Below are 23,382 nucleotides of genomic sequence, written 5' to 3' on the forward strand. Positions count from 1 at the left end.
TTCTCTGTGTTGTTAAATATTGGGGCGGCGAAAATAAGTGATATCCTCCTAAAAATCTCTGCTTTATTTATTAAATCCATCCACACTGACTGGCTTTAAAGACTAAATTAGCTTTGTTTGACGCACCAAGTTTCAACTTGGCTTTATCAAGATGGTAATCCACACCTCGACGAGTTAAATTCAACAAACTAGATATTTCCCCAGTACTTAGCCCCAATGCCGTCAAATTAACAATTATTTTAGTTTTACTATTTTGTTTATTTAATGCCGTTCCATGCCCGTTCAAATATCGGCCTATCTTTTCACCAGAAGTTAGACAATTAGGGGCCCCAATCATGATGAGGCCGCCTACGACTTGGCTTCCTTCAATAACCTCAAAACAACGCCTGTTAACCGCACCTTGTCGTAGCCACATCGATTGCATGGCTCTAGAGTGGGATCCAAGTCGAGACACCACCATCAAACTGGCAATCCCTTTCATGCTGTCATCGGAGGTCCAATAATCCACAAACCCATATTTAACCAACTCTGATTCGCTGATTGAGGCACCAACTACTGCAGAGTCAAAACGAAAGGCATTTGATTTCAATAAGATCCAGCTCGATTCTCCCATTTCCCCTCCGATCATCCGCGCACATTAAGCGTTAACTCTTTAGGGGTATTTTATCTGGGGATGGTTGAATAACTCATTACGCAGTTCGGGACACCGTCACCCATTATTTGCAACGAAAGCTGTGATAAGTCACACCAATTATTACTAAAACCGGAGGAGTAACACGATAATTTTGATAATGATTATCATTTTGAATAATTGATAATTTTAATCACATGCAGTGTCAGGAGATCGCTAAAATCGATTTAAAATGCCAAAAACACTTAAGTCAGTATTTTTATTTAACACTGTAAACATGTGTAATGTCAGCATCAGACTACTGAATAATCTCCTCACAAATATTAAAATTGAAACTATAAAAAATCATACAAAATCAACACACCACTTGAGCAAAATTATGAAGTCGAGATTTTCCAAAACCTTAATTATCCTCACTACGACAATACTTACGATTAGTTCACCCGTTCATTCTGAAAACACTAATATTCTTCGAGTCGCCATGGTTAAAACTCCGGGCTACAGTGGGCTTATGGATATGCTGGCCCAGCATTACAAATTAGAAAGCGACGTTAAGATTCAATTTCACTCCTCCAGCCGCCCCCACCAACGGGCGCGAGCGGGCAAGGCCGATATGGTGATCTCGCATTATGGCAAAGCCGGTATGGAGAAATTTGTAATGGATGGATTAGGCCACTGGCCTGTGATGCTGTTTGCCAACCAAGCCGCCATCATCGGTCCCAAGAGCGATCCCGCTGGTATACGGGGACTATCGGCCATTGACGCTTATAAAAAACTGGCCGCCAGCGATCAGCCTTTTGTTGCCAATCAATTGCCTGGGCCCAACTTCCTTGATGGTTACCTGTTTGCCGAATCAGGAAGCAAACAGCCTTTATCCGCTCGAAGCACAGTAAAAGCAGCCAAAAAACAAGCAGCCAAAAAAGCCGAACAACAACAGGCTTACTTTATCTGGGGCGCACTGCCTTTCATCAAATACAGTCAGGAAACCGAAACCAGACTCGATATTCTAGTCGCTGCCGATCCCATCTTTCATCGTATAATGGCCAGCTCAGTGGTCAAAGGCAGCGAGCACCAACAGCAAGCTAAGGCCTTTGAGGCTTTTCTGATCCGCCCTGATACTCAAGCTAAAATTGCCCAGTTCCGTCCCATGGGCAGTGAGCGTCAACTGTGGTGGCCTTACGGCAGACACAACTAAGCTTCAAATAAAAAAAGACCAGCCAAATGGCTGGTCTATCGCTGCGCTAGCTCAATAACACGAGCTAAAAATCTCAGTTCACCGCCAAGGTTGGCCAAACCGGATAGAACAACGGCGTGCCGTCGTTCACCTTGCCATCAAAAGTCAGCAAGAACTGTTGTATCTCATCACTACGAAGAAACTCCGACAGGGCCTTAGCGCCTTCGTAATTCACCCCAGGGTGACGAATTGGGTTGGCTTCCATCACAATGTACGGGCGCCGCATGGTTGGGTCTTTATCCACTAAAATCTCCATTCGTGGATCCGCCTTCCATTTACCAACAAACACAGGCATCCGTCCGGTAATAATGTATGCCTGCTTATCCGCTACTTGAGAAAGCAGGTTAGGACCTTTTTTCAAATCGTCCTTCAGTACCCAATCTCCCATGGGCTTAATACCGGCCTTTTTCCATAATGAGTGACCAAGCTCTCGAGGGCCGATACCGCGAAAATCGATCCAATTACTTTGGCTCTCGGCAATGCGGCGCATCGCTTCGGCACCATCAGTCAGGCCTCGAATGTTGGCGGGATCGGACTTCGGCCCCCACACTACGATGTCATTTCGAGTCCAAGGGTGCATGTTGATACCATGACCATCGGCCACCAGATCCGTGGTGATGTCACCGGAGTGCATGGTTAACAGATCGGCCTTCCCTTCACGGAACAGCGGCGCCAACTTGGTGCGAACACTGGATTTAATGGTCTTCACCTTGTAACCGGTTTTGGCTTCAAAACGGCTGGTAACTTCAGGCCACAAACCGGCGTAACTCATGCCACCAATCAAGGCAACACGAACCACTTTAGGATCCTTCGCCTCAGCATATTCTGGCTTATCCGTAGTGGCACAACCGAATACGACTGGAGCCACTAAAGCTGCAAGTAGCGCATTTCTAAACTTCATGAGTATTTTCATTCTCACATCACGTACTTAATGCTAAACATCCACTCTCTTCCCGGACGAGGAAGATAGAGAGATTGCTCATAATTATTATCAAGCAAGTTATCGATGCGAATCTGCCAAGACAGCCCTTCAATTGGCAACTTTTGAGAAACTGACATGTTCACCAAAGTGTAATTATCTAGATCATACTTAGTTTCTTTTTTACCTTGATATTGAACCGCGTCTCTAAAATGCTCAATGTCCATGTAAAAACTAAATTGATAAGGCAGGTACCATTTTACGTTTGATTTGTACGAATGCTTTGGACGCCCCTGAAGCTGCTCTTTTTCGCTGTCGGCACCGCGATTTACCGCATCCAGATAGCCATAGGAAAGGGCCAATTCCAGCTCAGCTAATGGGCGATATTCGATGCTGGTGTCCACACCAGTAAATCGATACTTCTCGAAGTTGTAGTAGCGCTCCTCATCAGCCACTTCCTGTTTTTCGATGTAGTCTTCAATATCACTTCGATACAACGCCACATTAAAATCCAACTCACTGCTGAAGCTGTGGAACAAGCCAACTTCGTAGTGATAAGAGGTCTCCTCGGTCAGTTCAGGGTTGCCATAACCGGCTTCGTACAACTGACGTAGATCCGGATAGCGAATTCGCTTGGACGTAGACGCGTATACTCGGCTATGGGGGTCAAGCTGCCAATAGCCAGAGATCAAAGCGGAGTTTTGTAGATCTTTGTCGATATCGCTGTAGTAGAGCGCCGCACTGACTACCATGCCCATGCCGTTATCACCTTGATACTGGTATTCCCCTACCAGATCGTATTGGTTAACGGACTCATCAATGTAAGTGCGACTGGCACCGCTGTTACCGCCGCCAGAACCATTACCACCACCGGAGCCATTGCCGCCGCCGGAGCCATTGCCGCCACCAGAGCCATTGCCGCCGCCAGAGCCATTGCCACCACCAGAGCCGTTGCCGCCGCCAGAGCCATTGCCACCACCAGAGCCATTGCCACCACCAGAGCCGTTGCCGCCGCCGGAACCATTGCCACCACCGGAACCACTACCAGCAGCAAAGCTCGAAACGGATTCAAAAGTCTGATAGTCAGACTTCCAAGTGCTGTATCGGTTGGAAATTGCCGTAGTAAAGCTGTGATTGCCTCGGCTCAGCAACCATTGCAAGTTGGTGCCCATCGTCTGGGTTTTCGCCTGCTCGTGGCTGGTCAAGGTATCGAAATTCAGATCGGTGTAGCGATTGGTTTGTCGCTCATCTTCGGAGTAATACACGAACCCGCGCAGTTTGTTGTCGCTATTGATGCGATGGCTGAAAGTGCCCTGCAGACTAAAGGCTTCGAGATCTTCCACCCGCTCATTTTTTGGCGAGCCAGTATTGACCTTATCTGGCACTCCCCAATCGCTGGTGTGGTAGCTCAAGTTCATGCCAACCCGTGTCTCATCAGACAGTTGCCAGCCTAGCCCTGCCGTTGCCGCCTGATTTTTGCTGTCACTGTTGATACGAGTCGAACCCTGCTGCAATGCCGTGTCATCGAAGTCGTCAGATAACGGGTAACCGTCATAATCTTCTTGGGTGTAGCTCCCAAACAGATCCATGGTGTCTGAGCTGCTGGCACCAGAAATACTGGCTCGATAACGGTCATCATTGCCGATGCCCATCTCCATCGCCAGCTCATCCGCATTGCTACCCTGCTTAGTAATGACGTTGATGGCACCACCGGCTGCACCGCTGCCATACAACAGTGACGCACTGCCTCCTGGGGTCAGTTGCACCTCGGCAATCTGAGAAGCAGGGATCAACTGTGGATCAAACTGACTGGAAAACGGGCTGTTCATAGGAATGCCGTTTAATAGGAACATTACGTGGCGGGACTTATAACCCCGAACGTCGATTTGAGGAACCCCTTGCCCCCCAACCTTCAACTTAATGCCCGGTAGGGTTTCCAGCGCCTGCGCCAAGTTACTGATGCCCTGAAGAGCCATCTGTTCACTGGTTAAGGTCAGTGTCGGCGTAGACAACTGCTGAGCGCTTGGAGTCTCACCGTAGACCACAATAACCTCAGGCGATTCGTTGGTCGCAGCAACAGCTCCAGAACACAGGGCACCACCCAGTGCTCCCAACATCATTGGTCGAAACATCTAAATTCATCCACTTCAAATAACAACGGCAAAGCCGACATTGAGACCTGCGCAGTTCACCTCGAGTCCGGAAGTGAATTAGCAAGCAACTATTTGAGCGGGATTTTAAGAAGAGTGGCCTATCAGTTCAGAGTAACTTTCAAATTGCGTGATCCAGGGCGACTCAAAACAACCCCAAATGACTATAGATTGGAATAATTACAGCCAAGAAGGACAAGCTGTCATTAAGGGCCAAATTGACACAATACGGAGCTTCATGTGCCATTAACCAAGTTTAAGCACATCAATTATCAACGAAATAAAGATAATAACTAACCACGGAGCCTATTTTGAGCCCAAACAAAAGCAATTAAACAGGCATTTCAACTCAATTTGAATCGAACTTAATTGGCTCGCTCTTGCGTGTTTGTGATCAAAGTCACTACCGAATCCAGTTCGAAGCAACACGTCACCAACAACTGATTTAGCCCTCAAAATGGAGCTAAAATCGTTGTATAGTGCCTACTTAAGCTTCAATTTCTAGGGGCAAAAAATGGATCAAACTCACCCTATTTGGGAGCAGATGGCGCCCCATGCTCACCCACAAGCGCTTGAAAAAAAGACCACTCTGCTTCGAGAGGGGGAACACTGCAAACGCCTCTACTACATCGAGTCCGGCTGCATTCGCTCTTGGTTTAACCACGATGGTAAAGACATCTCGTTTCAGTTCTTTCTAGAAGGACAATTTGTCTCCTCCTTTGAAAGTCTGATGTTCAACGAGCCCAGTCAGTACACGTTAGAGACTTTGCTGCCCACCAAGGTGTACTGGATAGAAAAATCAGTATTTGAGGCTCAACTGGCTCAATCTCCAGCGTTAAAACAGAAAATGTTTGAGCAGGTGTGTCAGCGCCTTCGCCACTATCAACACCTGTTTCTCTCTCGCATCAAAGACACTCCTGAGCAGCGCTATCGAGAACTAATCGCTGCCCAACCAGAGTTAATTAAGCGGGTTCCTCAGCACTACATCGCCTCCTACCTTGGCATCACATCAGTATCACTTAGCCGAATTCGAAACCGTTAACATAGGTTATCGTTCCTGAGTGCGCCCCGCCGTTAGACTGACTCGGTCAATCAATACGGGAGCAACCTAAGTGCGAGTCTTAATTGTTTTTAACCACCCCTATTCAGGGTCTTACTGCAACTCAGTCCTTAACGCCACCATGGATGGATTAACCCAAGCTGGCCACGATGTCGATCTTATCCATCTGGACAGAGACAACTTTGATCCAGTGATGCGGGAGAAAGATCTGAAAGCCTTTGTGATGGCCAAAGATCAGCCTCAACAGGCGTTAGCGATGCTGGACCCTCAAGTACTGGATTACAAAACCCGCCTACAAGCGGCAGAGCACCTTATCTTCATCTTCCCAATCTGGTGGGAGCTGATGCCGGCACTGACCAAAGGCTTTATCGATAAACTGGTGTTTCCCGGTATCGCCTACCACTACAACGCCCGAGGCACTCGAATGCACTGCGATTTGAGTAAACTGAAAGGGGTGACCATGATCACCACCATGAATACCCCTAGCTTGGCTTATCGTCTGCTGTTCGGAAACGCCATTAAGAAAGCACTGCTTCTTGGCACCTTCTGGAAAATTGGCATTAAACAGCGTCATTGGCTCAACCTCAGCTGCGTAAAATTCGCAGCGGATAATAAGCGCCAGCGCTGGCTTGATGACATTCAAGCAAAATTCGCCTCACTTCGCTGAACGGCGGAATTTGGGAGACGGGTACGACAGGAGATAATGGCAATGAAAGCGACGAGTTCGGTGCTGCCCTGCCCATTCTGTGGAGGGCTGATACTTAGCCAAGCAGTACTCTATTCATCATGGGGAGACGGCCACGAGGCTCAACTGCACATTGTGTGTGATGACTGCGAAGCGGCAGCGCCACACTCAGTGTGGAACCACCGCGTCGACGATACTGCCCTAGGGGTTAAGCCAAAGCGACAGACCACGGCGGCGCTGATCCGCCGCCAGTAACCACAATACCCAGCCGATCAGCAGCAGATTCGAAAGAGGCACCGCCAGCCATACCCCTTTCACCCCAAGCCAAAGGGGCAACAGTATGAGAAACGGCAACTGAACGCCCATGTTTGCAAAGGTGATCCAGCTGGCTCGGCGGCCATCATTAACGGCTTGAAAGTAGGCAGCAATCACGAAAATCACCCCATCCAAATAGAGCGCCCAAGTGTGCCACGACATACCGATGGTTGTGGCTGAAATAAGGCGTTCGTCCTCGCGATTGAAGGCGGCGATTAACGGTTCTGGATAGAGTGCCAGCAGCAATGAAAATGCCATGCCACTGCCCAACGTCAGCAGCAGTGCCCAAGATAGCGCCCGCTGCATCTGCTGCAACCGTTCGGCGCCAAACAGGTAACTGAGCAGGGGCTGCACCCCATTCGCAATGCCTTCGGCGAATAGATAGTAGAAGGCACATAAGTAACCCACAATGGCAAACGCCCCCAAATGGCTGGCATCGCCATAGTTAAGGAACTGCGCATTGTGGATGGCGGTAATAAAGCTGAAGTAGAGGTACATTCCCCAACTGGCCAACCCCAAGCCTAAAATGGCTTTGGCCTGAGACCAATTCAGGGTCAATTCCGTTAGCTTAAGCGGCACCTGGCAGCGAGACGACACAAAATAGCCCAGTCCCAATGCCAGCACCACAGCTTGAGCCAGTGCCGTAGCCAGGGCGGCCCCCGTTAACTGCCACTGCCAATGAACAATAAACAGGTAGTCCAACGCGATGTTGGCTACGGCACCGATACCAATCAATAAGGTGGCTAAGTTCGGGGAGTCATCATTACGCACTAAAAACGGCAGCGCTACCCCTCCCAGCGCCACCGGACTGGCCCAAATCAGCACCTGAAGATACTCATTGGCCAGCGACAACACCTCACCATCAGCCTGTTGAAGCCGAAAGAGAGGCTCACCAAACGCAGCCAAGGCGACGCCACAGATGGCCCCCATGATCAGCAGCAACACCAAACCATTGCCCAACCATCGACTGGCTAGCGCTAGGTTACCTTCACCCCGAGCAATGGAACTGAGGGCGCCCGCCCCCATCCCCACCATAATCGCCACCCCATAAGTGGCACCGATCACCGGCCAAGCGATATTGATGGCCGCCAAGCCAGACGCGCCAATGGCTTGCCCTACAAAGATGCCATCTACCACTTGGTAGAGGCCGTTTACCATCATGGCTGCGATGGTAGGCAGGACATAGCGCCAGAATTGACGCCCTAAGGGTTGGGACATAGATGCAATCTCAGTAAAAACTGGCGCGAATCATATCAGTATTTTCGAACGGAACGACCCAGAAAAATGTAATAAATGGTGGTGATTTTTGCCCCCAGAACCGATGACTCTGGACAATAAAGTCGGCCATACGCTCCCCTCAACAGCAAACGCAAATGATAACCAATTGCATTAATGGCGATTGGCGGGGTAAACTCAAACCTCTTTTGAACCACTGTCGCTGGCAACCCAATGGATCTACCTTCAAATCCTGCAACCACTAGAATTCGCCAAATCATTATTAACGCAGAGCAACCGGATAACGCTGGTCTATTCTCCCTTTGGTTCGACCTTGAAGGGCTTGAGGCCGATGAACTCTCAGAGAAAGCAAGAATCGCCGCGGCGCAAAGCTGCGTCAGATTGCTGTTAGATGCCTACGCCGACACCCTCAATCCTCGTCACTGGCGCTTGCAATGTCTGGATCAGATCTACCGTCCATTAATGACGTTGAAGCGACTGGTTAAAACCAAGCAACAGCAGATTGAATTTCAACAATTGATGCAAGAGTTACGCGTCATTAGCCATTTTTTTCAAACTCACCTTTAGGGAGCTATCTCTCTATTTGCAGGAGCAAACTCGATGACAACACGGACAGAAAAAGACAGCATGGGAGAATTGCAGGTGCCAGCCGCCGCACTCTATGCCGCCCAAACGCAGCGGGCAGTGAATAACTTTCCCATTAGCGGCCAAACCATGCCTGAGCCTTTCATTAAAGCACTGATTTTGGCCAAAAAATCTGCAGCGCTGGCCAACAATGAGCTAGGGCTACTGACCGATGAAATGTCCCTAGCCATCACCCAAGCCGCCGATCAGCTTTTGGCGGACCCTCAACTGATGCAGCACTTCCCCGTTGACGTATTTCAAACGGGTTCGGGCACCAGCTCAAACATGAATGCCAACGAGGTGCTGTCTACCTTGGCCAATCGGCACTCACAAGAAACCATCAGTCCTAATGACCACATCAACTATGGTCAAAGCAGCAACGACATTATCCCTAGCACCATCCACATCAGTGCCGCCATGGTACTGGCACAGCAGTTGCTCCCGGCACTCAAGCACCTTAACTGCACCATTACCGAGAAAGCGGCAACCTTAACCGGCCAAATCAAAACTGGCCGCACCCACTTGATGGACGCCATGCCGGTACGGATGGAGCAAAGCCTACTGAGTTGGGCGACGCAGATAGAGCAGAACATCCACGCTCTAGAAGGGATACAGCCCAGCTTGCAAAGTTTGGCTCAGGGAGGCACCGCAGTCGGAACCGGCATTAACGCCCATGCCAAATTTGCCGCCAGTTTCAATCACCACTTAAGTGAACTCACCGGACTCACCTTTACCCCAGCCGAGAACCTCTTTACCCACATCGGCACCCAAGACATCGCCGTACAGCTATCGGGGCTGCTAAAAACCACCGCCGTGTCGCTGATGAAGATTGCCAACGATCTGCGCTGGATGAACTCTGGGCCGCTCGCGGGATTGGGCGAAATTGAACTCGAGGCGCTGCAGCCTGGCTCCTCCATCATGCCCGGAAAGGTAAACCCTGTGATTCCAGAAGCCACCGCCATGGTGGCAGCGCAAGTGATGGGCAACGACACCACCATCAGCATTGCCGGTCAGTCCGGTAACTTCGAACTGAATGTGATGTTGCCGGTAATTGCCGATAATTTGTTGGAAAGCCTGACACTGTTGGCCAGCAGCAGCCGATTGCTTGCCGACAAAGCCATCGCCACATTTACCGTCAATGAAGATAACCTCAAACAAGCGTTGTCACGTAACCCCATTCTGGTTACCGCACTCAACCCAATCATCGGCTATCTAAAAGCTGCAGAGATTGCCAAGCAAGCCTACAAACAGGGGCGTCCGGTTATCGATGTTGCTCTGGAGCATACCGAACTGACTCGAGCCGAGCTGGAAGTGCTGCTGGATCCCGCCAAACTCACTCAAGGGGGCATTTAACCCAGCCATAAAAAAGCCCTCAATGTTGAGGGCTTCTGTTGATGGCTACCAATCCACCCCTTTGCGAGCCTTAATGCCCGCTTCGAAAGCGTGTTTGAGAGGGCGAACTTCTGAGACGGTATCCGCCAGCTCTTCCAAGCGGCGGTGGGCCGCGCGACCGGTGATCACCACACTCTGCTCTGCAGGTCGATTGGCAATGGCCTCCAGCACCTCATCCAGATCCAGATAATCGTAATTGGTCATGTAGGTGAGCTCATCTAACAGCACCACATCGATGCTCGGATCCGCCAGCGCGGGCTTAATCTGTTGCCACACCGCTTGCGCCGCTTTGGTATCCGCTTCTCTGTCTTGAGTCTCCCAGGTAAAGCCGGTGGCCATCACATGAAAGGTCACCCCGTGACCTTCGAGGAGATCCCGCTCACCGCAGGCCCAAGTGCCCTTGATAAACTGAGCCACGGCACACTTCTGCCCATGACCAACCGCTCGAGCGATGGTGCCAAAGCCTGCAGTAGACTTGCCTTTGCCATTGCCGGTCAGAACCAATACGATGCCACGCTCCTCTTGAGCTTTTTCCACCTTGGCATCGACCTTCTGTTTCACTTTCTGCTGACGCTGTTGGTGTTTCTGATCCTTGTCACTCATCACCGGATTCTCCATAACAAAATTGCCGTCAGTGTGGCTGGAATCAATCCCGAGTGCAAGACTCGGATATAGGGTTTCAACTCAGTGCAAGCCATGCAAACCCGAACCGACAGCAAAGAGGCCACATACAACAAAGGGCAGCCTAAGCTGCCCTTTTAAAATTCTTCATAACACGCTGATTACGCCTGCAATCAGCAGATGGTGCAGCACTCAGCCTTCAAGTACTCCATCAACTCATCCACCGCTTCCAACTTAGCGCGGCAATGAAGCTCTCGGCCTTGACGCTCTTGCGTCACCAGCCCTGCGGCCATCAAGCGGCTGATGTGGTGACTCAACGTCGAGCCAGGAATGTCTAGGTGTTGCTGAACTTCGCCCACAGTCAGGCCTTGCTCGTTGCCTTTAACTAACAAACGAAAGATCGCCAGTCGGGTGCCGTGCCCCAACTCAGCTAGCCGCTTAGCGGCATCGGTGTCTGCAATCATATGGCCTCCAACCAAAACCGTGTTAATTCTATATTCTTCGAAATTTCTAGTAAACCGCTTTGTGCCTAACAAACTCGCCGCAATCAAACCGACTTAGCTTCTCAAACAGAGCCTCATAGCTTAAATCCATGATTCCATTGCTGGAAGAGCCGTAAATCAATTTATTCCAAATTTGGGCTACCTTTAGCAAACTGGCTTCGCTAAGATAGACGTCTAAACGGATAAATGTCTATTTGATTTTGAAGCGCCGCTTCGTTGATGCTAGCAAGGAACTTCCATGGCCAATACTCTTCACTCCCTCCTCGAGCAACGTATTTTGATTCTCGATGGCGCCATGGGCACCATGATTCAGGGACACAAGCTGCAAGAGGCTGACTTTCGAGGCCAGCGCTTTGCCGATTGGCCTTGCCAACTGCAGGGCAACAACGACCTGCTGTCGCTAACTCAACCTGAGATCATCAAAGAGATCCACCGCCAGTACCTGCTGGCCGGTGCTGACATCATCGAAACCAACACCTTTAACAGCACCACCATCGCCATGGCGGACTACCAGATGGAGTCGCTGTCTAGGGAGATAAACTTCGAATCCGCCAAGCTCGCCCGTGCCGCTGCCGATGAAGTGGCCGCCGAAACCGGCACTCCCCGCTTTGTCGCCGGGGTTTTGGGCCCAACCAACCGCACCTGCTCCATCAGCCCAGATGTGAATGATCCTGGGTTTCGCAACATCAGCTTTGACCAGCTAGTTGAAGCCTTCTCTGAATCCGCTGAAGCCCTGATTGAGGGCGGCGCCGACATCGTTTTGGTGGAGACGGTATTTGATACCTTGAACGCCAAAGCGGCGCTGTTTGCCATCGACAGTCTGTTCGAAAAATTGGGTAAAAAGCTGCCGGTGATGATCTCTGGCACCATCACCGATGCCTCTGGCCGCACCCTTACTGGGCAAACCACCGAAGCCTTCTACAACTCTTTGAACCACATCCAGCCCATCTCCATCGGCCTTAACTGCGCCTTGGGGCCAAAAGAGTTGGCGCCCTACGTGGAAGAGCTGTCTCGCATCAGTGAATTCGCGGTTTCCGCCCACCCCAACGCCGGCCTACCCAACGAATTTGGCGAATACGACGAAACCCCAGCGCAGATGGCAGAGATCATCGGCCAGTGGGCGGCGGAGGGCTGGCTTAATATAGTGGGGGGTTGCTGCGGCACCACGCCTGAGCACATTCAGGTAATCAAGGCCGCCGTTGACCAACACCAGCCAAGACAAGCACCAGAGCTCCCAGTCGCCTGCCGCCTGTCAGGGCTTGAGCCTTGCACCATCGATGCCGACTCACTGTTTGTGAACGTGGGCGAGCGAACCAACGTAACCGGCTCGGCTCGATTCCTACGGCTGATTAAAGAGGGGGATTATGAAACGGCACTGTCGGTGGCCCGCCAGCAAGTGGAAAACGGCGCCCAGATCATCGACATCAACATGGACGAAGGGATGCTCGACGGCGTCGCCGCCATGGAGCGTTTCTTAAAACTGATCGCCTCGGAGCCGGAGATCTCCAAGGTGCCGATTATGATCGACTCCTCCAAATGGGAGGTGTTAGAGGCAGGCCTTAAATGCATTCAGGGCAAAGGCGTGGTGAACTCCATCTCCCTAAAAGAGGGCGAAGCGGAGTTTATTCGTCAGGCGACCCTAATTCGACGCTATGGCGCCGCCGCCATTGTGATGGCCTTCGATGAGACCGGGCAGGCCGACACCTATGAGCGCAAAGTGGAGATCTGCAGCCGCGCCTATAAAGTGCTAACAGAGAAGGTGGGCTTCCCGCCACAGGACATCATCTTCGACCCCAACATCTTTGCCATCGCCACCGGCATCGACGAGCACAACAACTACGCCGTCGATTTCATCGAAGCCTGCCGCACCATTAAAGCCACCCTGCCCCACGCCATGCTCTCCGGCGGGGTCTCCAATGTGTCGTTCTCCTTTAGGGGCAACAATCCGGTACGAGAGGCCATTCATGCGGTGTTCCTCTATCACGCCATTAAAGCGGGACTGACCATGGGCATCGTCAACGCCGGTCAGCTGGCCATCTACGACGACATCCCAGAGCAACTGCGGGAACTGGTGGAAGACATCGTCCTCAACCGCCGTGACGATGGCACCGAGCGCCTGTTGGCCGTGGCCGACGATTACCGTGGCGACGGCAAAGCTAAAGAGGATCCCAAAGACGCCGAGTGGCGCACTCTGCCAGTCAACAAACGCCTAGAGCATGCACTGGTTAAGGGCATCACCGACTTTATCATTGAAGATACCGAGCAGGCGCGCCTTGAAGCTAACGAACCCATCGAGGTGATTGAAGGCCCATTGATGGATGGCATGAATGTAGTCGGCGACCTGTTTGGTGATGGCAAGATGTTCCTGCCTCAAGTAGTGAAATCTGCCCGAGTGATGAAACAAGCGGTGGCTCACCTCACTCCATATATCGAAGCCTCCAAAAAAGAGGTCAGCTCCGCCGGCAAGATCATCATGGCTACCGTTAAAGGGGACGTGCACGACATCGGCAAGAACATCGTTGCGGTGGTGTTGCAGTGCAACGGCTATGAGGTGATCGACCTTGGGGTGATGGTGCCGGTGGAAAAGATCATCGAAACCGCAAAAGCCGAGAACGTCGATGCCATCGGTATGTCTGGTCTCATCACCCCGTCGCTGGATGAGATGATTCACAACGTCAAGGCCTACCAAAAGGCGGGGATGGAGATCCCCTGCTTTATTGGCGGTGCCACCACCTCCAAGATCCATACGGCGGTGAAGATTCATGAGCACTACCCTCACGGAGCCATCTATGTGCCTGACGCCTCCCGCACCGTGCCAGTAGTGGCCAAGCTTATCGATGACAGTCAGCGCAGTGATTTCATCGCCGAAACCTACCGGGAGTATCAAGACCTTAAAGCCAAGCGTGAAGCCCAGGGCCAGCGCAAAACCTTGATTCCACTTGAAGAGGCTCGGGATAACCGCAACCAGATAGACTGGGAAAACTACACCCCGTTTACCCCGAAACAGACCGGCGTTCGAGTATTTCACGATTACCCGCTGACGGATCTGATTGAGCGCATCGACTGGACGCCGTTTTTCCGCAGCTGGGGATTGCATGGCCGCTTCCCCGACATTTTCGATAACAAGAAAGTGGGTGAAGAAGCTCGAGAGCTGTACGACAACGGCCGCAAGATGCTGGATCTGATCATCAACGAAAAATGGCTCACCGCAGCGGGTGTTATTGGCCTGTTCCCAGCTAACACCGTGGGTCATGATGACATCGAGATCTATGAAGATGAATCCAGAACCAGCACTCGCACTACGCTGCACATGCTGCGCCAGCAGATGCAGCGCGCCGGCAATGACAACTTCGCCCTGTCGGATTTTGTCGCCCCTAAACAGAGCGGCAAAGCCGATTACATGGGCGCCTTTGCGGTAACCGCGGGCATCGGCATTGAACCCCACGTCGAACGTTTCGAGCAGGCTGGGGACGATTACAGCGCCATCATGATCAAGGCCATTGCCGACCGTCTGGCCGAAGCCTTTGCTGAGCGTATGCATGAGCGGGTTCGTAAAGAGTTCTGGGGCTACGCCAGCGACGAACAGCTGGACAATGCGGATCTGATTCGCGAGCGCTACAAGGGCATTCGTCCGGCGCCGGGTTACGCGGCTTGCCCGGATCACACCGAAAAGGGCCTGTTGTGGGAACTGTTGCAGCCGCAGGAACACATCGGCCTTAAGATTACCGAGAGCTACGCCATGTACCCAACGGCGGCGGTATCTGGCTGGTATTTCGCCCATCCGGAATCCCGCTATTTTGGCATCACCGACATCGCCCGAGACCAGTTGGAGGACTACGCCAAACGCAAAGGCTGGAGCCTCGAGCAAGCCGAGAAGTGGCTAGCGCCGCTGCTGCACGGCTAATCTAGGTAACGAAAAAATGGGCACTCTACTGCCAGTCTCTTTAACAAAAATCCCTCGCCAATCGGCGAGGTCTCTTTTAATGAAGGGATTTCCCGCTTTATTCGTAATAATTAATTCTGCCTTAGGCCATTGCTAAAGCTGGCTTAGCAACCACTGTTAAGTCAGTGAGAAACTAGGAATTGCTGCTCGTATTAGGAGATACAAAAGCAATGGATGAGGGAAATAAAAACTCGAGGCCGAGATCCTGAGCATGCGAAGTCAATTATGAAGAAAAAGAGTCATGCAAATGGCAAAAAGCTTAGGAGGAGGTGTGCAGCCAATGTTGTGACCTTCAATCTCTCATCATCTCTGTACGTGCGCCTGTGAGTGACACTCACCAATACCTCCATATAAAATCGAGAAACACTAACGATTGATTAGGCGAAGCTGACCTTGGCTAAACTCGACGAATAGTTCGACAAAAAAGAGCGACCCGGTTAGGTCGCTCTGTGGCAAAGCAGGTATGAACTAGCCTTGTTTATGGAAGGCTACCCTATGGCTAAGCCTCTTGTATCTAACGTGATGGGCTCAAGAGACAAGTGCTGCAGCCCATTCACTGTTTTTAATACAACCGAAATACCAATGAATAAACCATTAATTCCAATTAGATTACATATAAATCAATCTAGTTTTCTTGCACACACTTCCCATGTGCTGCCATCAACTTTAACGGTTACACAAACTTCAGTTGTGCTCGGCGCATCACCAGAAAACACTGAAACATCTTGAACTTTCTGTGCCTCTAATCTCTGATACGTTATTCGATACTCTACGCCATCCACATTTTCCGAGGTGTAATAAGATGAAGCATTGGGTAATAAAGAGATACCAGTAAGCACCTCTTCATTCTTACCACTATCCATATAAGCGGCCAAAGCATTAAACTCATTAGCTGACACTGATGAACAAAAAAACAGACCAGCTAGAATAACTTTTTTCACTGTAAAACATCCTTTATTTACTTTTTAATAATTTAACTGAGAGAGCTCCCAGCTTCATCATTTTAAATAAACTCATTTTAATTAATAAATGCCTCATCACAGCAAACAGAGGTAAGCCATAAGCCCAGCACCAATTAAGAAAAAGCTTACACAACAAGGGGCGCACTCTATCTTTTATAATAAATTTCCGAATAAACAAGCCCAAAAGCTCGGTATCCCCTACAGTTGGAGTGAAGCCTTTTGTAGCAAGTTAAGTTTAAAGTTTGGTAGTAACAGCTAATAAAGTTATTTATTTTTATATTTCAAATTGGGAAAACTATAGAGCTAAGTTTAATCTCAGCATGTCCCTTCATTAAAATCCAAACTAATAATTTGAATCATCATAGCTACGCCATGTACCCAACGGCAGTGGTATCTGGCTGGTATTTCGCCCATCCGGAATCCCGCTATTTTGGCATCACCGACATCGCCCGAGACCAGTTGGAGGACTACGCCAAACGCAAAGGCTGGAGCCTAGAGCAAGCCGAGAAGTGGCTAGCGCCGCTGCTGCACGGCTAGTTCTGTTACCCATTAAACAAAGCGGCCCTGACTAAGTCAGGACCGCTTTCTAAATTGCTCTTCAAGCTTGAATCAGCACTACGCCCTATTCCGCGGCTGGCGCTAACAGCGGCTGCGGCTTTTCACTACCATCAAGCTTGGTGACCAGCAGCTGATCCACTCGAAACGCATCGATATCCACCACTTCAAATTTGTAGCCTGCGTGCATCACAAAGTCGGTGCGCTTGGGAATTTTGCGCAGCTTATACATCACAAAGCCAGCCACGGTTTCGTAGTTTTCGCTCTCTGGAAACGCCGTAATATCAAAGGCCCGCATGGCATCAGTAATGGGAGTAACCCCATCCACCAACCAGCTGTGACTATCCCGAGCAACAATCTGCTCCTCCACATCGTGTAGGGCCCAGGTGCCCATGACCGCACTTTGCAGGTCGTTACTGGTGACGATTCCAACCACTAGGGCGTACTCATTCATCACCACCCCAAAATCGGAGCGCTGATGCTTAAAGAACTCCATCGCCTCCACCAAGTTCAAGGTATCCGGAATCACAGGGCAGCTGTGCAGTACTTTAGGATCGGTAAGATCTAAAGTCTCACCGTTAATCAGGCGCAGCAGCAGCTCTTTGGCATCCACAAAACCTTTGATGTTATCCAGCGGGCCATCGCACACCAAAAACTTAGAGTGAGGCTCATCGCCAATCTTGCGCTTAATCTCATCGAAACTGTCGGTAGTGGAGAAATAAACAATCCCCTCTCTAGAGGTCATGGCTGCGGTGACTGGAATTGATTGCATCTCGAACACGTTCTCCATCATCTCGTGTTCGCCCTTATCCAGTACCCCAGCTTCCGCTCCGGCATTCATCACCGCATAGATGTCATCACTGGTGATCTCATCGTTACGAACGGTGGGCACTCGCAGCAGGTTCATGATGCCGTCAGCCAAGGTGTTGATGAACCACACCACCGGCTTTAGTAGAGTAATACAGGCCATCATCGGGCCAACCAGCACCACCGCTACCTGCTCGGGAATCGCCATGGCAACCCGCTTTGGCATCAGATCAGCCACCAGAATGAACAGGGTGGTGACCAGAGTAAACGACAATAGGAAGCTTAATTTATCTACGTAGGCTGCTGGCACCAGATCCATCAGCGCTGCTTGGAAATAGGGCGTCAACGAGGCCTCCCCCACCACACCACCTAAAATGGCCACCGCATTAAGGCCGATCTGCACCACGGTAAAGAAGTTGCCCGGTTGCTCTTGCAGCTGCAGCACCTTAGCTGCACGAGGGTCTCCCTCCTCCTCCATCAGGCCAAGACGCATCTTACGCGCCGCAGCAAAGGAGATCTCCGACATGGAGAAGAAACAGCTGATGCCAATAAGGGCAAAAATAATCAATAAATTCTCAAACAGATCCATAAAACACCTTGGAACACATAGATATGCACACGCCCCAAAACGGCGAGGGGTGGGAACGATCCACCAACTTTGCCCCGACACACTAGGTGAGTCGGGGTAAAGGTCGTAAATCGATAGAATGTGAGAGCGAAGTCGGTTAGCTAGAACTGTGTCATGCTCAAATTGCGGCGGAGTATAGCCCCAGATAAGGCCAAAAAATATCCTTTTGTTGCATACGCAGATACCCAGCCATCTCAGTCAATGGCAAACGGAAGCGCTCATGGAGTCACTCTAACAATTCCCACATGATAATGGCTTGAAATGGCTCACTAATTCACCAAATTAACTGCGACTCTGACTGCTGAAGTCAATTTTGTACAAGGCAAAGCCACCAAAACTGAGTAGTCTGAATTCACCACTTCGATTACGCACGGAAACCACCACAATGAAAATCATCGGCCTGTTGGGCGGCATGAGCTGGGAGTCCACTCAAAGTTACTACCAAGCGATCAACCAAGGAATTAAAAGCCAACTAGGCGGGCTAAGCTCGGCAAAATTGTGCCTGTATAGCGTCAACTTTGACGAGATAGAGAAACTTCAGCATCAAGGGCGGTGGGAGGAAACCGCCGATATCCTAGCCAGTGCCGCTCAAGCGGTTGAGCGAGCGGGAGCAGACTTCCTACTTATCTGCACCAACACCATGCATAAAGTGGCACCGCAGATTCAGGCCAAGCTTAATATTCCCCTGCTACACATTGCCGATGCCACCGCACAATCTCTGCAGTCACAAGGGATCACCAAGGTGGGCCTGCTTGGAACCCGCTTCACTATGGAGCAAGCGTTTTACAAACAGCGGCTTACCCAAAATTTTGGTATTGAGGTTGTCGTGCCGGTTCAAGAAGACAGAGACACAGTACATGAAATCATCTACAACGAACTCTGCTTGGGGAAAATACGTGATGGTTCACGCCAGCGCTATCTTGAGATTATCGATACTCTGCACGCCCAAGGTGCTCAGGCCGTTATTTTAGGCTGCACTGAGATTGCGTTATTAGTGCAACCCCATCATACCCAGGTGCCTCTGTTTGACACCACCGCCATCCATGCACAGGCTGCTGTGGAGATGGCGCTAAGCTGACGCCACTTCCATATTAGTTGGCCACTCGACGCGAACCTAGAACAAGCGGCAGTTTCAACCATCGATACCAAGTCAGGCCAATCTGATTAAAAACTTGAAATTCAAAAATATAAATTAGATGGTATTGCCACTAAAGCGCACTGATTTAGGGAGAAACCATGTTCAGTCACATCATGATTGGCGCCAATGACATTGCCGCATCCAAGAAATTTTACGATGCCATTTTAGCCACTATGGGCCACAAACCTGGCGTCATCGACCCCAAAGGTCGCTGTTTCTATTACACCGAATCCGGCATATTCGCCCTGACTAAACCCATCAACGGCGAGCCTGCGGATCACGGCAATGGCACCACAATCGGCTTTGCGGCAGCCACCCCCGAGATTGCGGATGCTTGGCATGCGGCAGGTGTTGAAAATGGCGGCAGCACTTGCGAACAGCCTCCGGGTGTGCGGCCTAGCCCAGTAGGGGGTCTTTACTTGGCTTACCTTCGCGACCCCGACGGCAACAAGATCTGTGCCCTGCACCGCGTCACCAGCTAACGGACTCTCGCCGGTAAAGGGTTGCCTAGCAGCCCTTTGGCTTAAACATCACCATTGCAGAGTCAGCCGCACACCTGCTCGGCGATGCGAGTCGCCACAGAGATATCCGGCACCTCAAGAAAATCGACCGCTTCATAGCTGGGCTCAGGATAACGGTAGTAGCCCTCGCCACTTTGCAGACCCAATTTGCCCTTATCCAAAAACTCACGCTTAAGGTAATCGGCATTCGCCAACATCTGCGAATCCCCCTGAACCTGCCCCCAATGGCTAAAGATATTCACGATGGTATTAAAACCAACAACGTCCATCATGGCGCAAGGGCCAGCGGCACAGCCTCGATTCATGATCATATAGGTGCGATCAATGGTGTGGGCATCGGCTACCCCTTGAGTAATCAAGGTCTGGGCCGCATTGGCCAAGGGCACCAATAAGCTGTTTAGCACATAGCCGTTAGTGGGCTTTTTCACCGCAATTGGCACCATGCCAATCTCCACAGCAAACTGAGTCACCCGCTCGACGGTGCTGATGTCAGTGCGCTCATGAGCCATCAACTCGGCAATATTTATCTTCCAAATTAAGTTGGCGAAATGCAGTGAGCACAGCCGCTCTGGGCAGCCAACATCGTCGGCGAAATCACCACACAATAAGGTTGAAGAGTTGCTGGCCACCAAGGTACGCTCAGGCAGCAGCGAGGCCAATTGCCGATAGACTTGATGCTTAATCTTAGGCACCTCCGGCACCGCTTCAATCACCAGATCGGCATCACTTACCGCCACAGATAACTCTGACTCAATGCTAAGGCGAGACCTAAGCTGCAAGAGCTGTTGTTCACTGGCACCAAGTTCGCTGCGGTAGATCCCTTCATAAGTTGCCAAGGCGCGCTCACAGGCCAATCGCCCTTCAGGCATTGGCTCAAACAGCACTACTTGTTTGCCCATGTAGGCACTGTGCCAAGCAATCTGACTGCCGAGAACGCCAGCGCCAAGTACCGTCACCCTATCCAATGCTGATGCACTCATCCAACGCTCCTTGTTTGCGTACGCTCTAGGCAAATTAGCCCGTGTTGGGATAACCAGCTTTCGATGCCGGTGGCGATGTCGTCAAAGCCCTGACCACCAACGGTCCAGTGGCATGCTGCAGTAAACTTAAGCAGTTTGGCTTTGCCCCCTAGACGATCGGCGATCTGCCAATGAACTCGCTCTGGGGTTATGCGGTCCTGCTGACCACTAATGACCAATACCGGCCCTGAAACGCCAGCAAACTGAACTTGGGTAGCATCCGATTGCAGCAGCCAAGGCATCAAAATCTGGGTGGCGGCGCGCCCAGACTCATAGCAAAGCTGCTCAGTGATCTGCTGCTGGTACGGCAGAGGCTGAGTGTTGGCAATGCCGTAGCGCACGTTAGCCAAATTCAGTGACAAGGTGTACCACCACGTGGGGAATTTCAGTAAATTACGACCCATGGTTCTAAGCACACTCATACCCCAGGCACTGATCCCTCTTGGGGCGGCGGGAGACAATAGCACCAATCCACAATGGGGCCGCTGACTCGCCAATTTAAGCGCCAATAGCCCGCCCATGCTGTGTCCCAAAAGCATTGGCCTCTCAACACCGTGATTCAACTTGAGATCGTCAAGATAACCATTGAGAAAGCGCAGGTAATCATCCAGCCCGGTGTGAGTAAGCTGCTTTCGTTCCACGGTTGAGGTTTGCACCATCACGCGGTGCAGGGGGAGTGTTGGGCTGAAGGTTCGATACCCCCATGACGCAAAGGCTTGCGCCACTTCATTTAAGGTCTCTCCAGTGCCCCACATGCCATGAATCAACACCACAGCCGGTTTGGCCTCAAGATTAGATGCCACCACTGGCCTCCTTAGCGGTCACTTGCCAACTCGGCCCTCGGTCGAACACAAGTAGGCCATCGTTAATAGGATCCTTAAGTAACATACGCTTATCCTTGCCATAGTGCATGGTCACGCGCCACGGGCCGCTCTTGCCTTGACGAGGCAGTATGTGGCGCGCTCGCTGCACATACCCTGGGGCAAAGCTGTCGAGAATGCCGATATCCAGCGCCTGATCCTCACTGTCGATGGCCGTCGCGGTTTCAAGCTGATGCTCCTGCATATAAGCAAATAGGCGGGTCAAAAAGCGTCCGGCAATGTCGCACTTTAATGTCCAGGGGGCATTGGTGTAGCCGAAAATCCACGTCAGATTGGGGATCCCTTCCAGCATAATGCCTTTGTAGGTGAGCTTGTCCGCAAGGTTCTGTTTTACGCCATCGACATGCATCTGTGCCCCTCCCAGCATCTGCACCTCGAGACCTGTGGCGGTGATCACCAGATCCGCATCCAACTGCTGGCCTGATTTAAGCTCGATGCCAGACTCATTAAACTGCTTAACCTCATCGGTACAGATGGAGGCCTTGCCAGCGTTGATGGCTTCGAAAAAATCGCCATCGGGAGCGGCGCACAGTCGCTGCTCCCATGGATTGTACTTGGGGGTGAGATGGCTCATGTCAAAATCATCCCCAAGCTGCTTCTTTACGCTGGCCAGCAACCGTTTTCGAGCAAAATTGGGCCAACGCATGGAGCCCAAATAAAGCGCCCGCTGAAACCAGGTGTTGCGCTTTCTTGCCAGCCTGAACACCCAGTCTCTTGGAAGGATACGATAGAGCCATTTGGAGATGCTGTCGGTGTTGGGCATCGCCATGATGTAGGTGGGTGAGCGCTGCAGCATGGTGATGTGAGCAGCTTTTTCCGCCATCGATGGGATCAAGGTGACCGCCGTCGCGCCGCTGCCAATCACCACGACTTTCTTACCTCGATAGTCATAATTATCAGGCCAATGCTGTGGATGAATGACGTCACCTTTAAACGCCTCACGACCGGCAAAATCAGGAGTGTAGCCTTTATCAAAATTGTAATAACCGGTGCAGTTCACCACGAACCGAGCCTGAATGGCTCGGCAGTCTCCAGAGCTCTCATCACTGGTAGTTAAGGTCCACCTTTTGGCCGAGGTGGACCAATCAAACTTCAGCACCCGTTGTCGAAACTGAATGTCGTCGTAGATGCGATGCTCCTGAGCGGTCTGCCGCACGTAAGCCTTGATGTCCGGCCCCTGAGCCAACACCTTGTCGGAATGCCAAGGTCGAAACTCGTACCCAAAACTGGCCATGTCTGAGTCAGAGCGGATGCCTGGGTAGTTAAACAGATCCCAGGTTCCCCCCACCTGTTGGCGGCGCTCCAAAATCGCCATGGACATGTTTGGAAAGGCCTGTTTGATGCGACAAGCCACGCCGATGCCTGATAAACCGGCCCCAATTATCACCACATCAAAGATTGGTTGTGTCATTGCGTTCGTCCCTTAATGCAACCCAGCGGTCTACTCAACCTACACCAGAGCGCCAGCATATAATTGACTATTGATGACACCGATTTGACTTTTGGTGCCAAAATGAACGATTTTCAAACAGGGAGGGAAACACGCCATGATAAAGAC

Annotated in this window: 20 protein-coding genes and 1 pseudogene; 10 read left to right on the forward strand and 11 right to left on the reverse strand. The window is 51.0% G+C overall.

Going from position 1 to position 23,382, the window contains the following annotated elements; translation table 11 throughout:
* Positions 1 to 70: 70 nt before the first annotated feature.
* Positions 71 to 613 carry a helix-turn-helix transcriptional regulator gene (locus FCL42_RS05115; RefSeq protein ID WP_169308297.1) on the reverse strand — a complete coding sequence of 181 codons (543 nt, stop codon included), beginning with the start codon at positions 611 to 613 and terminating at the stop codon, positions 71 to 73.
* A gap of 250 nt (positions 614 to 863) precedes the next feature.
* Between FCL42_RS05115 and FCL42_RS05120 the strand changes: the two genes are divergently transcribed.
* The gene (locus FCL42_RS05120; protein WP_136862319.1) at positions 864 to 1,826 is read left to right on the forward strand and encodes a substrate-binding domain-containing protein; all 963 of its coding nucleotides are present in this window, start codon (positions 864 to 866) and stop codon (positions 1,824 to 1,826) included.
* A gap of 73 nt (positions 1,827 to 1,899) precedes the next feature.
* Here FCL42_RS05120 and FCL42_RS05125 read toward each other — a convergent pair whose 3' ends face one another.
* Entirely contained in the window at positions 1,900 to 2,766 is an 867-nt protein-coding gene (locus FCL42_RS05125) for a substrate-binding domain-containing protein (RefSeq protein ID WP_136862320.1), read from the reverse strand.
* Positions 2,767 to 2,780: 14 nt separating this feature from the next.
* Entirely contained in the window at positions 2,781 to 4,916 is a 2,136-nt protein-coding gene (locus tag FCL42_RS05130; protein ID WP_136862321.1) for a TonB-dependent receptor, read from the reverse strand.
* A gap of 532 nt (positions 4,917 to 5,448) precedes the next feature.
* Here FCL42_RS05130 and FCL42_RS05135 point away from each other — a divergent pair.
* The 3 genes from FCL42_RS05135 (at position 5,449) to FCL42_RS05145 (ending at position 6,934) form a co-directional block, all read left to right on the forward strand.
* On the forward strand, positions 5,449 to 5,976 hold the full coding sequence (locus FCL42_RS05135) for a Crp/Fnr family transcriptional regulator (RefSeq protein WP_136862322.1): 528 nt from the start codon (positions 5,449 to 5,451) through the stop codon (positions 5,974 to 5,976).
* A 70-nt stretch (positions 5,977 to 6,046) separates the two neighbouring features.
* The gene (locus FCL42_RS05140) at positions 6,047 to 6,661 is read left to right on the forward strand and encodes an NAD(P)H-dependent oxidoreductase (protein ID WP_136862323.1); all 615 of its coding nucleotides are present in this window, start codon (positions 6,047 to 6,049) and stop codon (positions 6,659 to 6,661) included.
* A gap of 42 nt (positions 6,662 to 6,703) precedes the next feature.
* A complete protein-coding gene (locus FCL42_RS05145) occupies positions 6,704 to 6,934 on the forward strand; it encodes a hypothetical protein (RefSeq protein WP_136862324.1) in 231 nt (76 codons plus the stop codon).
* Here FCL42_RS05145 and FCL42_RS05150 read toward each other — a convergent pair.
* Complete coding sequence (locus FCL42_RS05150; protein WP_136862325.1) at positions 6,881 to 8,212, reverse strand: MATE family efflux transporter; 1,332 nt, start codon at positions 8,210 to 8,212, stop codon at positions 6,881 to 6,883. The genes FCL42_RS05145 and FCL42_RS05150 overlap by 54 nt on opposite strands.
* Positions 8,213 to 8,443: 231 nt before the next feature.
* Here FCL42_RS05150 and FCL42_RS05155 point away from each other — a divergent pair, with 231 nt between their 5' ends.
* Both FCL42_RS05155 and FCL42_RS05160 read left to right on the forward strand, forming a co-directional pair.
* Entirely contained in the window at positions 8,444 to 8,797 is a 354-nt protein-coding gene (locus FCL42_RS05155; RefSeq protein ID WP_136862326.1) for a hypothetical protein, read from the forward strand.
* Positions 8,798 to 8,830: 33 nt separating this feature from the next.
* The gene (locus FCL42_RS05160; protein WP_136862327.1) at positions 8,831 to 10,207 is read left to right on the forward strand and encodes a class II fumarate hydratase; all 1,377 of its coding nucleotides are present in this window, start codon (positions 8,831 to 8,833) and stop codon (positions 10,205 to 10,207) included.
* A 45-nt stretch (positions 10,208 to 10,252) separates the two neighbouring features.
* Here FCL42_RS05160 and cobO read toward each other — a convergent pair whose 3' ends face one another.
* The gene (gene cobO / locus FCL42_RS05165) at positions 10,253 to 10,849 is read right to left on the reverse strand and encodes a cob(I)yrinic acid a,c-diamide adenosyltransferase (protein WP_136862328.1); all 597 of its coding nucleotides are present in this window, start codon (positions 10,847 to 10,849) and stop codon (positions 10,253 to 10,255) included.
* 191 nt (positions 10,850 to 11,040) lie between these two features.
* Positions 11,041 to 11,331, reverse strand: a complete 291-nt coding sequence (locus FCL42_RS05170) for an ArsR/SmtB family transcription factor (RefSeq protein WP_136862329.1) — start codon at positions 11,329 to 11,331, stop codon at positions 11,041 to 11,043.
* Between the two features lie 277 nt (positions 11,332 to 11,608).
* Here FCL42_RS05170 and metH point away from each other — a divergent pair, with 277 nt between their 5' ends.
* Positions 11,609 to 15,274 (forward strand): methionine synthase, encoded by a 3,666-nt coding sequence (metH, locus tag FCL42_RS05175; RefSeq protein WP_136862330.1) that lies wholly within the window; start codon positions 11,609 to 11,611, stop codon positions 15,272 to 15,274.
* Positions 15,275 to 15,933: 659 nt separating this feature from the next.
* Here metH and FCL42_RS05180 read toward each other — a convergent pair.
* The gene (locus tag FCL42_RS05180; protein WP_136862331.1) at positions 15,934 to 16,254 is read right to left on the reverse strand and encodes a hypothetical protein; all 321 of its coding nucleotides are present in this window, start codon (positions 16,252 to 16,254) and stop codon (positions 15,934 to 15,936) included.
* Positions 16,255 to 16,614: 360 nt separating this feature from the next.
* On the opposite strand from FCL42_RS05180, the pseudogene FCL42_RS05185 reads away from it, so the two are divergent.
* Positions 16,615 to 16,812 (forward strand): annotated as a pseudogene (locus tag FCL42_RS05185) (vitamin B12 dependent-methionine synthase activation domain-containing protein); the annotation flags it as partial.
* Positions 16,813 to 16,897: 85 nt separating this feature from the next.
* Here the strand turns inward: FCL42_RS05185 and FCL42_RS05190 are convergent.
* On the reverse strand, positions 16,898 to 18,226 hold the full coding sequence (locus FCL42_RS05190) for a hemolysin family protein (protein WP_136862333.1): 1,329 nt from the start codon (positions 18,224 to 18,226) through the stop codon (positions 16,898 to 16,900).
* A gap of 424 nt (positions 18,227 to 18,650) precedes the next feature.
* Here FCL42_RS05190 and FCL42_RS05195 point away from each other — a divergent pair, with 424 nt between their 5' ends.
* Both FCL42_RS05195 and FCL42_RS05200 read left to right on the forward strand, forming a co-directional pair.
* Complete coding sequence (locus tag FCL42_RS05195; protein ID WP_136862334.1) at positions 18,651 to 19,343, forward strand: aspartate/glutamate racemase family protein; 693 nt, start codon at positions 18,651 to 18,653, stop codon at positions 19,341 to 19,343.
* 158 nt (positions 19,344 to 19,501) lie between these two features.
* Positions 19,502 to 19,885, forward strand: coding sequence for a VOC family protein (locus tag FCL42_RS05200; RefSeq protein ID WP_136862335.1), 384 nt, complete (start codon positions 19,502 to 19,504; stop codon positions 19,883 to 19,885).
* 62 nt (positions 19,886 to 19,947) lie between these two features.
* Here FCL42_RS05200 and FCL42_RS05205 read toward each other — a convergent pair whose 3' ends face one another.
* The 3 genes from FCL42_RS05205 to FCL42_RS05215 are packed head-to-tail and all read right to left on the reverse strand — an operon-like array spanning position 19,948 to position 23,235.
* Entirely contained in the window at positions 19,948 to 20,904 is a 957-nt protein-coding gene (locus tag FCL42_RS05205; RefSeq protein ID WP_136862336.1) for a 3-hydroxyacyl-CoA dehydrogenase, read from the reverse strand.
* Positions 20,901 to 21,746, reverse strand: a complete 846-nt coding sequence (locus FCL42_RS05210) for an alpha/beta hydrolase (RefSeq protein WP_136862337.1) — start codon at positions 21,744 to 21,746, stop codon at positions 20,901 to 20,903. Before FCL42_RS05210 ends, FCL42_RS05205 begins: the two co-directional genes overlap by 4 nt.
* Complete coding sequence (locus tag FCL42_RS05215) at positions 21,736 to 23,235, reverse strand: flavin-containing monooxygenase (protein WP_136862338.1); 1,500 nt, start codon at positions 23,233 to 23,235, stop codon at positions 21,736 to 21,738. The genes FCL42_RS05210 and FCL42_RS05215 overlap by 11 nt, the downstream gene beginning before the upstream one ends.
* Positions 23,236 to 23,382 lie beyond the last annotated feature (147 nt).

Origin of the sequence: Ferrimonas aestuarii, from assembly GCF_005116665.1 — a bacterium.
Lineage (GTDB): Bacteria > Pseudomonadota > Gammaproteobacteria > Enterobacterales > Shewanellaceae > Ferrimonas > Ferrimonas aestuarii.

Bases quoted from the DNA above. Each gene is read 5' to 3' on its own strand.
- FCL42_RS05120 (WP_136862319.1), top strand. From the start codon at position 864: ATGCCAAAAACACTTAAGTCAGTATTTTTATTTAACACTGTAAACATG.
- FCL42_RS05125 (WP_136862320.1), bottom strand. From the start codon at position 2,766: ATGAAGTTTAGAAATGCGCTACTTGCAGCTTTAGTGGCTCCAGTCGTA.
- FCL42_RS05130 (WP_136862321.1), bottom strand. From the start codon at position 4,916: ATGTTTCGACCAATGATGTTGGGAGCACTGGGTGGTGCCCTGTGTTCT.
- FCL42_RS05195 (WP_136862334.1), top strand. From the start codon at position 18,651: ATGAAAATCATCGGCCTGTTGGGCGGCATGAGCTGGGAGTCCACTCAA.
- cobO (WP_136862328.1), bottom strand. From the start codon at position 10,849: ATGAGTGACAAGGATCAGAAACACCAACAGCGTCAGCAGAAAGTGAAA.
- FCL42_RS05200 (WP_136862335.1), top strand. From the start codon at position 19,502: ATGTTCAGTCACATCATGATTGGCGCCAATGACATTGCCGCATCCAAG.
- metH (WP_136862330.1), top strand. From the start codon at position 11,609: ATGGCCAATACTCTTCACTCCCTCCTCGAGCAACGTATTTTGATTCTC.
- FCL42_RS05160 (WP_136862327.1), top strand. From the start codon at position 8,831: ATGACAACACGGACAGAAAAAGACAGCATGGGAGAATTGCAGGTGCCA.
- FCL42_RS05205 (WP_136862336.1), bottom strand. From the start codon at position 20,904: ATGAGTGCATCAGCATTGGATAGGGTGACGGTACTTGGCGCTGGCGTT.
- FCL42_RS05190 (WP_136862333.1), bottom strand. From the start codon at position 18,226: ATGGATCTGTTTGAGAATTTATTGATTATTTTTGCCCTTATTGGCATC.
- FCL42_RS05150 (WP_136862325.1), bottom strand. From the start codon at position 8,212: ATGTCCCAACCCTTAGGGCGTCAATTCTGGCGCTATGTCCTGCCTACC.
- FCL42_RS05115 (WP_169308297.1), bottom strand. From the start codon at position 613: ATGGGAGAATCGAGCTGGATCTTATTGAAATCAAATGCCTTTCGTTTT.
- FCL42_RS05215 (WP_136862338.1), bottom strand. From the start codon at position 23,235: ATGACACAACCAATCTTTGATGTGGTGATAATTGGGGCCGGTTTATCA.
- FCL42_RS05170 (WP_136862329.1), bottom strand. From the start codon at position 11,331: ATGATTGCAGACACCGATGCCGCTAAGCGGCTAGCTGAGTTGGGGCAC.
- FCL42_RS05145 (WP_136862324.1), top strand. From the start codon at position 6,704: ATGAAAGCGACGAGTTCGGTGCTGCCCTGCCCATTCTGTGGAGGGCTG.
- FCL42_RS05155 (WP_136862326.1), top strand. From the start codon at position 8,444: ATGGATCTACCTTCAAATCCTGCAACCACTAGAATTCGCCAAATCATT.
- FCL42_RS05135 (WP_136862322.1), top strand. From the start codon at position 5,449: ATGGATCAAACTCACCCTATTTGGGAGCAGATGGCGCCCCATGCTCAC.